We start from the raw sequence: 13,545 nt of genomic DNA on the forward strand, positions 1-13,545 counted from the left end.
GGTTGATTCCCCTCATGAGCCAAGCGCCCCTCGTCCTGGTGGACGGTTCCTCGTACCTGTACCGCGCCTTCCATGCCCTGCCGCCGCTGACCACCTCGACCGGCAAGCCCACCGGTGCGGTGAAGGGCGTGCTGAACATGCTCCTGAGCCTGCGCAAGCAGTACCCGGACAGCCCGTTCGCGGTGGTCTTCGACGCCAAGGGCCCGACCTTCCGCGACGAGCTATTCGCCGAGTACAAGGCCAACCGGCCGTCGATGCCCGACGACCTGCGGGTCCAGGTCGAGCCGCTGCATGCCAGCGTCCGCGCCCTTGGCCTGCCGCTGCTGTGCGTGGAGGGGGTCGAGGCCGACGACGTGATCGGCACCCTGGCGCGCAGCAGCGCCGCGGCTGACCGCCCGGTGGTGATTTCCACCGGCGACAAGGACATGGCGCAACTGGTCGACGGGCACATTACGCTGGTCAACACCATGACCGGTAGCCGCCTCGACGTGGATGGCGTGAAAGAGAAATTCGGCGTCGGTCCTGAGCTGATCATCGATTTCCTCGCCCTGATGGGCGACAAGGTCGACAACATCCCCGGCGTTCCGGGTGTCGGCGAGAAAACCGCGCTGGGCCTGCTGACCGGTGTCGGTGGCGGCCTGGAGGTGCTCTACGCCAGCCTGGACAAGGTGCCCGAGCTACCGATCCGCGGCGCCAAGGGCTTGCCGGCGAAGCTCGAGGAAAATCGCGAGCAGGCGTTCCTGTCCTATCAACTGGCGACCATCAAGACCGACGTCGAACTGGACGTGGAGATCGACAAGCTGTATCCCGGCGAGCCGCAGCGCGAAGCGCTGATCGCCCTGTACCGCGAGCTGGAGTTCAAGAACTGGCTGGACGACCTCCTGCGCGAGGCCAAGGAGGCCGGCGAGAACGGCGAGGCGGAAACGCCTATCCAGGCCGAGGTCGACTACGACGTGGTGCTCGACCAGGCCGGATTCGACGCCTGGCTGAAGAAGCTGGAGGAGGCCGAGCTGATCGCCTTCGATACCGAGACCACCAGCATCGACGCCCAGCAGGCGCAGGTGGTGGGGGTGTCCTTCGCCGTGAAGGAGGGCGAGGCCGCCTACGTGCCGCTGGCCCACAGCTACATGGGCGTTCCCGAGCAACTGGACCGTGACGCGGTGCTGCGTGCGTTGAAACCGCTGCTGGAGGATCCGAAGAAGCTCAAGGTCGGCCAGCATGCCAAGTACGACATCAATGTCCTGGCCAATGCCAGCACCCCCATCGCGCTGCGGGGCGTAGCCTACGACACCATGCTCGAGTCCTATGTGCTGGACTCCACCGCCACTCGCCACGACATGGACAGCCTGGCCCTGAAGTACCTCGGCCACAGCACCATCCGTTTCGAGGACATCGCCGGCAAGGGCGCCAAGCAACTGACCTTCGACCAGATCGCCATCGAACAGGCCGGGCCCTATGCGGCGGAGGACGCCGACGTGACCCTGCGCCTGCACCAGGCCCTGTGGCAGAAGCTGGAGGCGATCCCGTCCCTGGCCAGGGTCCTGACCGACATCGAGATGCCGTTGGTACCGGTGCTGGCGCGGATCGAGCGCAACGGCGCGCTGGTCGACGCCAACCTGCTGGGCATCCAGAGCCGCGAACTGGGCGAGAAGATGGTCGCCCTGGAGCGCCAGGCATACGACCTGGCAGGGCAGGAATTCAACCTCGGCTCGCCCAAGCAGCTCGGCGCGATCCTCTACGACAAGCTCGGCCTGCCGGTTCTGAGCAAGACCGCGACCGGCCAGCCGTCCACCGCCGAGGCAGTGCTCGCCGAACTGGCCGAGCAGGACTTCGAGCTGCCCAAGGTGATCATGCAGTACCGCTCCATGAGCAAGCTCAAGAGCACCTACACCGACCGCCTGCCCGAGCAGATCAACCCGCGTACCGGACGCATCCATACCTCATACCACCAGGCGGTGGCGGCTACCGGGCGGCTGTCGTCGAGCGACCCGAACCTGCAGAACATCCCGATCCGTACCGCGGAGGGCCGGCGCATCCGCCAGGCGTTCGTCGCGCCGCAGGGCTACAAGCTATTGGCCGCGGACTACTCGCAGATCGAGCTGCGGATCATGGCCCACCTGGCCAAGGACGATGGCCTGCTGGATGCCTTCCGCCACGACCTGGACGTACACCGCGCCACCGCGGCGGAAGTCTTCGGCGTGCCGCTGGAAGACGTCAGCGGCGACCAGCGACGCAGCGCCAAGGCGATCAACTTCGGATTGATCTACGGCATGAGCGCCTTCGGCCTGGCCAAGCAGATCGGTGTCGAGCGCAAGGAGGCCCAGGCCTACATCGACCGTTACTTCGCCCGCTACCCCGGCGTCCTGGCGTACATGGAACGGACCCGCGCCCAGGCCGCGGAGCAGGGCTTCGTCGAAACCCTGTTCGGCCGTCGCCTGTACCTGCCGGAGATCCATTCGAAGAACGGCGCCATGCGCAAGGCCGCCGAGCGCACCGCGATCAACGCGCCGATGCAGGGCACGGCGGCGGACATCATGAAGCGCGCCATGGTCGCTGTGGATAACTGGCTGCAGGAAAGCGGCCTCGATGCCCGGGTGATCCTCCAGGTGCACGACGAACTGGTGCTGGAAGTGCGCGAGGAGCTGGTCGAGCAGGTGTGCGAGGGAATCCGCCCGCTGATGAGCGGAGCGGCGACCCTGGACGTACCGCTGGTGGTCGAGGCGGGTGTCGGTTCGAACTGGGACGAAGCCCACTGATGAACGGTTGCGAGGCCCGTGTGGCGGGCCTTGCGAGCAGGTCCGGAGTGCCCGGTGAGGGTGCCGTGGAAAAGTTTTTCGCGGTGCGCTGAACTTTCCCGTTTTGCCGACAGTCAGAACACACGAATGGCTTCTTGAGCCCTTCGATGCTCCTTTGCAGTGTTTAGTGTTGGCAGATTCCTGGACCCCGCCCTAGCGGTCCGGACTTGAACCCCGAACTTCCCCCTCCCCATACGAAGCTCGGGGTTTTTTTTGCCTGGAATTCAGGCTTCCTCGAACGCCTCTTGTTCCTCGTCCAGCAGGCCCAGCCATTGCGCCAGGACCATTTGCGCCTCGTCGACGCCCTGGCGCTTGGGCGCGGAGAACAGTTGCAGGGTGGCGACGTCGCCCCAGCCTTGCTGGACTTCCCGGCGTACCTTGAGCAGGGCGTTCTTGGCCGCGCCGAAGGCCAGCTTGTCGGCCTTGGTCATCAGTACATGGATCGGTAGCTGGCTGGCCTGGGCCCAATCCAGCATCAGTCGGTCGAAGTCGGTGAGCGGGTGGCGGATGTCCATCATCAGGAACACCCCGGCCAGGCTTGCGCGGCTGCTCAGGTAGGCTTCCAGGTGGCGCTGCCAGTGCTGCTTCAGGGGGATCGGCACCTTCGCGTAGCCGTAGCCGGGCAGGTCCACCAGGCGCCGCGAGTCGTCCAGGGCGAAGAAATTGAGCAGTTGGGTACGTCCCGGGGTTTTCGAGGTGCGCGCCAGGTTGGCGTGGGTGAGGGTGTTCAGCGCGCTCGACTTGCCGGCATTGGAGCGCCCGGCGAAAGCGACTTCCAGGCCTTCGTCGGGGGGGCACTGGTCGACCTGGGCGGCACTGATGAGAAAGCTGGCCTTCTGGCACAGGCCGACGATGGGGTTCTTCTCTGACATGGGTTATCCACAGGGGTGCGACTCGGTGTCGCGGGGGGCTGTTTCGTTTCCGTTTCGGTATCGGAAGTATATAATGCCGCGGATTTTGTGTGCGCTTTATCCCCCAGGGTCGAGCGCGCGCGGGAACGGACAGAGCATTTTCCGCGCGGTAGAACGCGGGCGTTCCCCCTGATGAGGACGATCATGAAGAAACTGCTGCTCGCAGCGACAGTCGTTGCGGTGGCCGTTACGGCGCAGGCGGCGCAGGACCCGGAAGCAGTGTTCAACCGGACCTGTGGCGCGTGTCACGACGGCCAGCTGCCGATGGCGCCGAAAAAGGGCGACCATGCCGCCTGGGAGCCGCGGCTGGCCAAGGGCATGCCGACCCTGGTCCAGCATGTGACCAACGGATTCAACGCCATGCCGCCCCGCGGCCTGTGCACCGACTGCAGTGCCGAAGACTACCAGGCAACCATCCAGTGGATGGTGAAGAAGTAGCCGAAGCCCACTATCTTTCACCCTTAGCCGTAATTGGATTAGCTGATGAACAAACTTCTCGTGAGTCTGCTGTTGACCCTGGGTCTGACCGGCCTTGCCCATGCCGCTGGCGATGCCGCCGCGGGCCAGGCGAAAGCCGCGGTGTGCGGCGCCTGTCACGGTGCGGATGGCAACAGCCCGGCGCCGAACTTCCCGAAACTGGCCGGCCAGGGCGAGCGTTACCTGCTCAAGCAGATGCATGACATCAAGGACGGCAAGCGTACCGTGCTGGAAATGACCGGGCTGCTGACCAACCTCAGCGACCAGGACCTGGCCGACATCGCCGCCTACTTCGCCAGCCAGAAGATGAGCGTCGGCATGGCCGATCCGAACCTGGTGGCCCAGGGCGAAGCGCTGTTCCGCGGCGGCAAGATCGCCGAAGGCATGCCGGCCTGCACCGGTTGCCATTCCCCGAGCGGCGTCGGCATCGCAACCGCCGGTTTCCCGCACCTGGGCGGCCAGCACGCGACCTACGTGGCCAAGCAGCTGACCGACTTCCGCGAAGGCACCCGCACCAACGACGGCGACACCAAGATCATGCAGTCCATCGCCGCCAAGCTGTCGAACAAGGACATCGCCGCGATTTCCAGCTACATCCAGGGTCTGCACTGATCGCTGCGTAGCACGGCAAAAAAGATGTATGAAAAAGGGTGGCCTCGGCTGCCCTTTTTTGCGTCCGCCATCGCTACAATGCTGGAACCCGTGACCGCTCCCCCCGGTCGAACTGACCGGGCCGAACCCGGCCGGAGAGCGGCACTGACCTCGCCTAGGAGTGAACGATGCGTAACCTGATTCTCACCGCCATGCTGGCCATGGCCAGCCTGTTCGGCATGGCCGCCCAGGCCGACGACTATACCGCCGGCAAGGAATACGTCGAGCTGAGCAGCCCGGTGCCGGTGTCCCAGCCGGGCAAGATCGAAGTGGTGGAACTGTTCTGGTATGGCTGCCCGCATTGCTACGCGTTCGAGCCGACCATCGTGCCGTGGAGCGAGAAGCTGCCGGCAGATGTCCATTTCGTGCGCCTGCCTGCCCTGTTCGGCGGTATCTGGAACGTCCATGGGCAGATGTTCCTGACCCTGGAAAGCATGGGTGTCGAGCATGACGTACACAACGCCGTGTTCGAGGCGATCCACAAGGAGCACAAGAAGCTCGCCACTCCGGAAGAAATGGCCGATTTCCTCGCCGGCAAGGGCGTGGACAAGGAAAAATTCCTGAGCACCTATAATTCCTTTGCCATCAAGGGCCAGATGGAAAAGGCCAAGAAGCTGGCGATGGCCTACCAGGTCACCGGCGTACCGACCATGGTGGTCAATGGCAAATACCGCTTCGACATCGGCTCCGCCGGTGGTCCGGAGGAAACCCTCAAGCTGGCCGACTACCTGATCGAGAAAGAGCGCGCAGCGGCCAAGAAGTAGGCAAGGTGATTCGGCATGTTGCGCCGCTGGCAGCGTGAACCTCGGGTCGCAGGTAGCTGCGACCCGCGAGTGAACCCCTCCTGTGACGATTCGCGGGAGCTGCCCGACGACGGCCGCCTGCGCCTTCTCAGCTTCAACATCCAGGTCGGTATCAGCACCGAGCGCTACCGCCACTACCTGACCCGCGGTTGGCAGCACCTGCTGCCCCACGCGGGGCGGGCGACCAACCTGAAGCGGATCGGCGAACTGCTCGCCGACTACGACCTCGTCGCCCTCCAGGAAGCCGACGGCGGCAGCCTGCGTTCCGGCTACGTCAATCAGGTCGAGCACTTGGCCCAGTTGGGGGCGTTCCCCTACTGGTACCAGCAGCTCAACCGCAACCTCGGGCGTATCGCCCAGCACAGCAACGGCCTGCTCAGCCGCTGGCGGCCGACCCTGCTGGAAGATCATCCGTTGCCCGGTCCGCCGGGACGCGGCGCGATCTTCGTGCGCTTTGGCGAAGGCGCCGACGCGCTGGTGGTAGTGATGATGCATCTCGCTCTCGGCGCTCGCACCCGCACCCGCCAGCTCGCCTATATCCGCGAGCTGATCGGCGACTACCGCCACCAGGTGCTGATGGGCGACATGAACACCCACGCCGTCGATCTTCTGGAAAACTCGCCCCTGCGCGACCTCGGCCTGATGGCGCCGCAGGTCGAGGCGACGTTTCCCAGCTGGCGGCCGCAGCGCAATCTCGATCACATCCTGCTCAGTTCCGATCTCGCTCTCGAGCGGGTCGACGTGCTCGACCAGCCGATCTCCGACCATCTGCCGGTATCGGTGGAGATTCGCCTGCCGGACAACCTGCGCGACAAGGCCTTGGTCGTGCGCGGGGATGCCGGGAGTCCGCCATGAGTCGCGACGACGTCCAGCGCTGGAAAGACAAGTACCTGGAGAACATCGAGCAGCAGGAGCGCCTGCAACGGCGCTGGGATGCCCGCATCGACCTGCTGCGTCGCGGCCTGGTGCGTAGCAGTCTGGCGGCCGAAGGCAGCGACAAGGCGGTCGACCAGTGCATGAAGGAGCTGCGCGAGATCCTCCGTCGCGACGACATGGACGCCGGCCTGTCGGGCCTGATTCCGCGCCTGGAAAAGGCCGTGCTCGACTCCGAACAGCGCCGCCAGCAACGCACCCAGCAGAACATCGATGCTCTCGGCGAACTGGCCCAGCAGTTGCTGGCCCTGGACCTGCCGCGGGAACTGCGCAAGCCGCTGAAGCAGTTCGCCCGCGATATCGAGGAGCGCGCCCGGCAGTCGCGCGAGATTCCGATCCTGCTCAGCGAGCTGAGCAGGCTGCAACGCCAGGCGCTGGCCGAGCGCAAGGGCGGCGATGCCGAAGACGGTCGCCCGAGCCTGTTGCAACGCCTGTTCGGCGGCAAGGAGTCGGAAACCGCCGCGGAGCCGAGCGCATCGGTGCCGTCCGTTGTGGCGGCAAGCAATACACCGATCCAACCGGCGGCGGCCGCGCCGTCCCTGCCGGTCGCCGAGCACGACGAGGCGCCAGGCGGTCCGCCGCAGCCGTTGCCCGCCTGCACGGTCGCCGCCATCGAAAGCGCGCCAGCGGGTTGGGTCGGGGTCGCCGAGCGTGGCGAGCCGAACCAGATCCTGCTGGATGAGGCCCGGGAAATCTGGCTCGACAGCCTGCCGCTACCGGCCGGCCTGAGCTTTAGCGAGACGCTGGAAGAAGCGGGTGCGGAGCCGTCGCCCGCAATGCCGGCGGACGTTGAAAGCGCGCCCGAAGCTCCGGCCACCCCTGTGGATAACCTCGACGGGCAGGCGGTAGACGAGGCCTACGAACTGCCGCCGCCGATACCGGAGCCCGGCTACAGCGCGGTGGCGCCGCACATCGAGGCCAGCCTGCTGCGGCTGCTCGACGGCCTGTCCCTGCCGAGCAGCCACCAGCCCCAGGCCGAGGCGCTGCGGGAGCGGATCGATGGCAGCCTGAACTGGTATGAGCTGGTGCCGGTACTCGACGACCTGGCGGTGCTGGTGCTGTCCCTGGCGGACAGTGGCCAGCGCGACTTCGAGGAATACCTGCGGCAACTCAACGAGCGCCTGGAAAGCTTCCTCGGCCACCTGGGCGACGCCCACGCCGGCTATACCGACGTGCTGGACAACGCGCGCGGCTTCGACCAATCGCTGCGTGAGCAGGTCAGTGGCCTGCAGGCCAGCGTGCAGCAGGCGACCGACCTGAACAGCCTCAAGCTGGCGGTGGACAGCCGGCTGAACGGCCTGCTTGCCTCCATGGACGAACACCAGCGCGAACAGGCCGAGCACGAACAGGAGGTGTCCGGCCGCCTGCAGGCGCTGATGGAGCGGGTCAACAGCATGGAGCAGGATGCCAAGGCGTTCCACAGCCACCTGGAGGACCAGCGACAGAAAGCCCTGACCGATCCGCTGACCGGCCTGCCCAACCGCGCGGCGCTCAGCGAGCGCCTGGAACAGGAAGTGGCGCGCCGGCACCGGGACGGCGGCGATCTGCTGCTGGCGGTGCTGGACATCGACCACTTCAAGCGGATCAACGACGACTTCGGCCACCTGGCCGGGGACAAGGTGCTGAAGATCATTGCCGGCGAATTGCGCAAACGGTTGCGCCAGGCCGATTTCATCGCCCGTTTCGGCGGCGAGGAGTTCGTCGTCCTGCTCCCGGCCACGTCCCTGGAAGCCGGCCGGCAACTGCTCGAACGGCTGCGCGCGGCGATCGCCGCCTGTCCGTTCCATTTCAAGGGCGAGCCCCTGAGCATCACCTGTTCCGCCGGCATCACCGCGTTCGAAGGCAACGAGGCCGGCGAAGCGGTTTTCGAGCGTGCCGACCAGGCGCTGTATCGAGCCAAGCGCGCCGGCCGGGACCGCCTGGAAGTGGCCTGAAGGGCGACCAGCGCACATTCCGACGACTCGGGACGGGCTCGCCTGCAGGTGTTGCCGCGGCTCGCTAGAATGGTCCCGCCCGGTAGAATGACCGGCTGTCCCGCTCTGGAAACTCCCATGGATATGTTCGGCGTCGCCGTCCTGATCTTTCTGGTCACCGACCCCTTCGGCAACATCGCCGTGTTCCTCGCCGCGCTGAAAGGCGTCGCACCTGGGCGCCGCCTGCGCGTGGCGTTTCGCGAGCTGGCCTTCGCCCTGGGTCTGCTGCTGCTCTTCCTCACCCTCGGCGAGCACATCCTCAGCGGCCTCGGCCTGTCCCGCGAGGCGACCGGGATCGCGGGTGGCATCATCCTGTTCGTGATCGCCATGCGCCTGATCTTCCCGTCGCCCCAAGGGCTGCTCGGCGAAGTGCCCGACGGCGAGCCGCTGCTGGTACCCCTGGCCACCCCGGCGGTGGCCGGGCCCTCGGCGCTGGCGATGCTGATCACCCTGCGCACCACCTTCGACGGTCCGCTGTGGGAGCTTTACCTGGCGGTGGTGCTGGCCTGGGCCGCTACTGCGCTGATCCTGCTGCAGGCGGCGTTCCTCCAGCGTTTCCTCGGCCCGCGCGGGCTGACCGCCATCGAGCGGCTGGCCGGCATGCTGCTGATCATGCTCAGCGTCGATATGCTGTTGGACAACCTGCGCAGCGTGTTGCACATCGCCGCCTGACCACGCTGCCTATCTTTCGGAGTCATCATGCGTTCGTTCGTTCTACTGGCTTTCACCCTGTCGCTGCTGGCCGGCTGCTCCAGCGGCCCGCGCCTGAACACCGACTACACCTCGGCGAACCAGGACAGCCGCGTCCAGTTCATCGTCCTCCACTACACCTCCACCGATCTGCCGCATTCGCTGGGCATCCTCACCCACGGCGGCGTCAGCGCGCACTACCTGATCGGCGACGACGAGCCGGCCACCGTCTACCGCCTGGTGGATGAGAACCGCCGCGCCTGGCACGCCGGGGTCAGTGAATGGCAGGGCCGGACCTGGCTGAACGCCACCTCGATCGGCATCGAGATCGTCAACCAGGGCTATCGCGATACACCCCAGGGGCGGGTCTGGTATCCGTTCAGCGAAGCGCAGATCCAGGCGCTGATCCCCCTGTTGAAGGACATCGCCAAGCGCCACGGCATCACCCCGGACCGGATCATCGGACACAGCGATATCGCGCCGGGCCGCAAGGTCGATCCGGGTCCGCTGTTCCCCTGGAAGCGCCTCGCCGACGCCGGCCTGGTGCCCTGGCCGAAGCCCGGCGAATTGGCGCGCCGGCTCGCCGAACTGAACGGCCAGCTGCCGGATGTGCGCTGGTTCCAGCAGCAGTTGGCGCGGCACGGTTACCTGGTGCCGCAGACCGGCGAGCTGGAGAAGGACACCCGCGACGTCATCGGCGCTTTCCAGATGAAATACCGTCCGGCCCGCTTCGATGGCGAGCCGGACCTGGAAACCGCCGCCCTGCTGCTGGCGGTGCCGACTTCCTGAGGCCTGTGGAAAAGCCTGCCGGGAGCGGCCCCGGTCACACCGGCAGCAGCATGTAGAAGCGCGCGCCCTGGCCCGGTTGCGAGCGCACCGCGATGCGCCCGCCATGCAGCTGGATGATTTCCTTGCACAGCGCCAGGCCGAGGCCGGCGCCGCCCTTCTTGCGTCCGACCTGGACGAAAGGCTCGAAGATCCGTCCTTGCTGGCTGAAGGGAATGCCTTCGCCATTGTCTTCCACCGCGATCAGCACCCGGTCGCCCTGGCGCCGGGCCTGCAGGTGGATCTGCCCGCCTTCGCTGCTATGGCGCAGGGCGTTTTCCAGCAGGTTGTCGATCACCCGCTCGATCTGCAGGCGATCGAGCTGCAGGCGCGGCAGCTCATCGCCCAGCTCCAGTTGCAGCGAGACCCGGCGGGCCTCGCCCTTGGGAATGAAACGCTGCTGCGCCTGGGTGAGCAGGTCGACGAGGTCGCAGGAAGCCAGTTCGAGCTTCTGCATGCCGGTCTGGTAGCGCGAGAAGTTCAACAGGTCGTTGATCAGCAGGACCAGCCGCGACATCTCTTCGTCCACCGTCTGGATCAGGTCCGCTTCCCGTGACTCCGCGGGGAAGTCCAGACGTTCGCGGAGCAGGCTGAAGGCCATCTGCATGCCGGTCACCGGCGTACGCAGTTCGTGGGAGGCACGCAGGACGAATTCGCTGCGGACCCGTTCGAAGGCGCGCTGCTCGGTCACGTCGCGGACCACCAGCACCGCGCCGACGCTATGCCCGCCGGGATGGGTGACCGGATACAGCGACCAGGCCAGCAGGCGCGACTCGCCGGCGACGTCCACCACCAGGTCGGGCATCGCCTCGTCCTGGACTTCGCCGAGCAGGGCCTTTTCCACCGCCTCCTGGACATCGACATCGCTGAGTATTTCGTCGATCCGCTTGCCATGGGGGTCGTTGGAGACGAACAGCTGGCGGATCGCGACCGGGTTGGCGTGTTCGATGCGTCCCTGGTTGTCGAAGATCACCAGGCCGTCGTCGATGCTGTCGAGTACCGCCTGCAGGCGCCGCTCGCCGGAAAGCACCTCTTCGACGCTGGTCTTGCGATACTGCCGCAGGGCCTCGGCCATCAGGCCGAAACGCCGGGTCAACTGGCCGACCTCGGCGACGTTGGTCATCGGCAGGGTCACGTCGAAATCGCCTTCGCCGATCCTGTCCGCCGCCCGCGCCAGGGTTTCGATCGGCGCGCCGAAGCGCCGGGCGATGCTGTGGGCGGTGACGAAACCGATCAGCAGGATGGCGACGCCCACCAGGCCAAGCAGGCCGGCGACCAGGTAGGCACGGTGGCGGGCGCTGGTCTCGGCGTCGCTGATGCCGGCCAGCGCCAGTTGCTGCAGGTCCTGCAGGCGTAGGCGCAGGGTATTGAAGGCTTCGCTGAAGCCGTCGTTGTCGGCCATGGGCGCCTTGAGCAGGGCCGGGGTGTGCGCCTGCAGTTGCAGGTAGGCGTCGCGAACGCCATCCAGGGCGGCCTGCTCGGCGCTGTCGACGGTATTCGCCCGGCCCTGTTCCAGGACTCGTCGGAAGTCGTTTTGCGAGCGCTCCAGGGCCTGCCCGTCGGGGGGTTCGCGGAGCAGTATGACCAGCTGGTCGCCGAGCAACTGGCGCAGTTGCTGGCTCACCTCGATGGTCGCGTAGTGGTGCGACATCCGTTGTTCCTGGGCGCGGCCGAGCTGCATCACGCTGAACAGCCCGAGCAGCAGGCCGAACAGCGAGACGGTGATCAGCGCGGAAATGCTGAGGAACAACCGGGTCCGGAGCTTCATCGGCAGCGGCATGCTCATAGGCCGTACTGCTTGCGCTTCCGGTACAGGGTCGAGGCATCGATACCGAGGGTCTTGGCGGCCTGGTCGAGGGTCGCGCTGGAGGCCATCACCGCCGTGATATGGGCTTTCTCCAGGTCTTCCAGGCTCAGCGATTCGCCGATCCGCGGCGCGCTGCTGGCAGATTGCGCAGCGCTGAAACCGAGGTGGTCGACATCCACCAGTTCCTGGTTGCAGATGATGCTGGCGCGTTCGATCACGTTGCGTAGCTCGCGTACGTTGCCCGGCCAGGGGTATTGCCGCATGGCCTCGCGGGCGGCTTCGCTGAAGCCGCGGGCGGGGCGGCCGTAGTCCTTGACGAAGCGGGCGAGGAAACGTTCGGCCAGGCCGAGGATATCCTCGGCGCGTTCGCGCAGGGGAGGCAGGTTGAGCACGATCACGTTGAGGCGGTAGAGCAGGTCCTCGCGGAACTGGCCCTGGGCGACCATCGCGCCCAGGTCGCGGTTGGTCGCGGCAAGGATGCGTACGTCGGCGCGGCGGGTCACCGGATCGCCGACGCGTTCGTATTCCTTGTCCTGGATGAAGCGCAGCAGCTTGGGTTGCAAGGTCAGCGGGAAGTCGCCGATCTCGTCGAGGAACAGGGTGCCGCCGTCAGCCTGGCTGACCCTGCCCAGGGTGCTTTCGGTGGCACCGGTGAAGGCGCCGCGACTGTGCCCGAACAGTTCGCTTTCCATCAGTTCGGCGGTCAGCGACGGGCAGTTGATGGTGACCTGGGGCTTCTTCGCGCGTTTGCTCCAGGTGTGGATGGCGCGTGCCAGTTCGCCCTTGCCGGAGCCGGATTCGCCGAGGATGAGGATGTTGGCGTCGGTCGCCGCTACCTGGCGCGCGGTCTCCAGTACCGCGGCCATGGCCGGGCTGTGCGATTCCAGGCCGTCGCCCTGGCGGCGCACTTCGTCCTCCAGGGCCTCCAGGCGCGCGGTCAGTTGGCGCACCTCCAGTTGCTTGGCGGCGGCCAGGCGCAGTTGGTCCGGGCTGCAGGGCTTGACCAGGTAATCCACCGCGCCGGCCTGCATGGCATCGACCGCGGTATCCACCGCCGAATGCGCGGTGACGATCACCACGCGCATCCATGGCGCCTGGACGCGCATCTGGGCGAGAACGTCGAGCCCGTTGTCTTCGCCCAGGCGCAGGTCGAGGAAGCACAGGTCGAATACCTGGCGCTGCAACAGGGCCTCCGCCTGCGGCGCGCTGCTGGCGGTGGCCACGCTGTAGCCTTCGTCTTCGAGGCAATAACGGAAAGTGCGCAGGATCGCCGACTCGTCATCGACCAGCAGGATGCGCCCCTGTTTTTCGGAAGTGGTTTCCATCGTTGCTTTTTATCCTCTAGGGAATTCACTGCCATTCGGCTTCTGGGTTAGTCCCCGGAAAGCCCATGCAAGTTGCAGAGCGCCCCGCCGCCCATCCGGGCGGCCAGGGCGGCGTGCAACCTGCCGATGTCTGTTCTTGGGTTTTCGGGAAGCCGTGGCGGCTTCACGGATGGCTCCGGGTAGCAGGTGCCGGGTCGCTTCCCTGTTGCATGTGACAGCGTACCGCGCCGATCGTGCAAAACGCCCGGAATAATTTGTCGCGTCGTGCAGGATGAACTGCGCAGACTACCTGGGTTGTTTTATAACTTATTGAATTAAAAGTGTTTTTATTTTTCAGAAAGGCTGGCATGCGGCG

11 protein-coding genes are annotated in these 13,545 nt (G+C 66.1%); 8 read left to right on the plus strand and 3 right to left on the minus strand.

Annotation, left to right across the window (positions count from 1 at the left end; translation table 11 throughout):
• Positions 1–14: 14 nt before the first annotated feature.
• Positions 15–2,756, plus strand: coding sequence for a DNA polymerase I (gene polA / locus ACTJJX_RS13630; RefSeq protein ID WP_003118455.1), 2,742 nt, complete (start codon positions 15–17; stop codon positions 2,754–2,756).
• A gap of 263 nt (positions 2,757–3,019) precedes the next feature.
• On the opposite strand, the gene yihA is transcribed toward polA, so the two are convergent.
• Positions 3,020–3,667 carry a ribosome biogenesis GTP-binding protein YihA/YsxC gene (yihA, locus tag ACTJJX_RS13635; protein ID WP_003096980.1) on the minus strand — a complete coding sequence of 216 codons (648 nt, stop codon included), beginning with the start codon at positions 3,665–3,667 and terminating at the stop codon, positions 3,020–3,022.
• Positions 3,668–3,850: 183 nt separating this feature from the next.
• Here yihA and ACTJJX_RS13640 point away from each other — a divergent pair, with 183 nt between their 5' ends.
• The 7 genes from ACTJJX_RS13640 (at position 3,851) to ampDh2 (ending at position 10,022) form a co-directional block, all read left to right on the plus strand.
• Positions 3,851–4,144 (plus strand): c-type cytochrome, encoded by a 294-nt coding sequence (locus ACTJJX_RS13640; protein WP_003096979.1) that lies wholly within the window; start codon positions 3,851–3,853, stop codon positions 4,142–4,144.
• Between the two features lie 45 nt (positions 4,145–4,189).
• Positions 4,190–4,795, plus strand: coding sequence for a c-type cytochrome (locus ACTJJX_RS13645; RefSeq protein WP_003102831.1), 606 nt, complete (start codon positions 4,190–4,192; stop codon positions 4,793–4,795).
• Between the two features lie 167 nt (positions 4,796–4,962).
• A complete protein-coding gene (gene dsbA, locus ACTJJX_RS13650; RefSeq protein ID WP_003096976.1) occupies positions 4,963–5,598 on the plus strand; it encodes a thiol:disulfide interchange protein DsbA in 636 nt (211 codons plus the stop codon).
• Between the two features lie 15 nt (positions 5,599–5,613).
• Entirely contained in the window at positions 5,614–6,492 is an 879-nt protein-coding gene (locus tag ACTJJX_RS13655; protein ID WP_003096975.1) for an endonuclease/exonuclease/phosphatase family protein, read from the plus strand.
• Positions 6,489–8,504 carry a diguanylate cyclase DgcP gene (gene dgcP, locus ACTJJX_RS13660; RefSeq protein WP_016852288.1) on the plus strand — a complete coding sequence of 672 codons (2,016 nt, stop codon included), beginning with the start codon at positions 6,489–6,491 and terminating at the stop codon, positions 8,502–8,504. The genes ACTJJX_RS13655 and dgcP overlap by 4 nt, the downstream gene beginning before the upstream one ends.
• Before the next feature lie 117 nt (positions 8,505–8,621).
• Positions 8,622–9,215, plus strand: a complete 594-nt coding sequence (locus ACTJJX_RS13665) for a MarC family protein (protein WP_003102836.1) — start codon at positions 8,622–8,624, stop codon at positions 9,213–9,215.
• A 27-nt stretch (positions 9,216–9,242) separates the two neighbouring features.
• Positions 9,243–10,022 carry an N-acetylmuramoyl-L-alanine amidase AmpDh2 gene (ampDh2, locus tag ACTJJX_RS13670; protein WP_003096970.1) on the plus strand — a complete coding sequence of 260 codons (780 nt, stop codon included), beginning with the start codon at positions 9,243–9,245 and terminating at the stop codon, positions 10,020–10,022.
• 34 nt (positions 10,023–10,056) lie between these two features.
• Here the strand turns inward: ampDh2 and ACTJJX_RS13675 are convergent, their stop codons facing one another.
• Entirely contained in the window at positions 10,057–11,844 is a 1,788-nt protein-coding gene (locus ACTJJX_RS13675; protein ID WP_023082783.1) for a KinB sensor domain-containing domain, read from the minus strand.
• A complete protein-coding gene (gene algB, locus ACTJJX_RS13680) occupies positions 11,841–13,190 on the minus strand; it encodes a sigma-54-dependent response regulator transcription factor AlgB (protein ID WP_003102840.1) in 1,350 nt (449 codons plus the stop codon). The genes ACTJJX_RS13675 and algB overlap by 4 nt, the downstream gene beginning before the upstream one ends.
• Positions 13,191–13,545: the final 355 nt, after the last annotated feature.

Origin of the sequence: Pseudomonas sp. 22490, assembly GCF_052044465.1 — a bacterium.
GTDB classification, from domain to species: domain Bacteria; phylum Pseudomonadota; class Gammaproteobacteria; order Pseudomonadales; family Pseudomonadaceae; genus Pseudomonas; species Pseudomonas aeruginosa.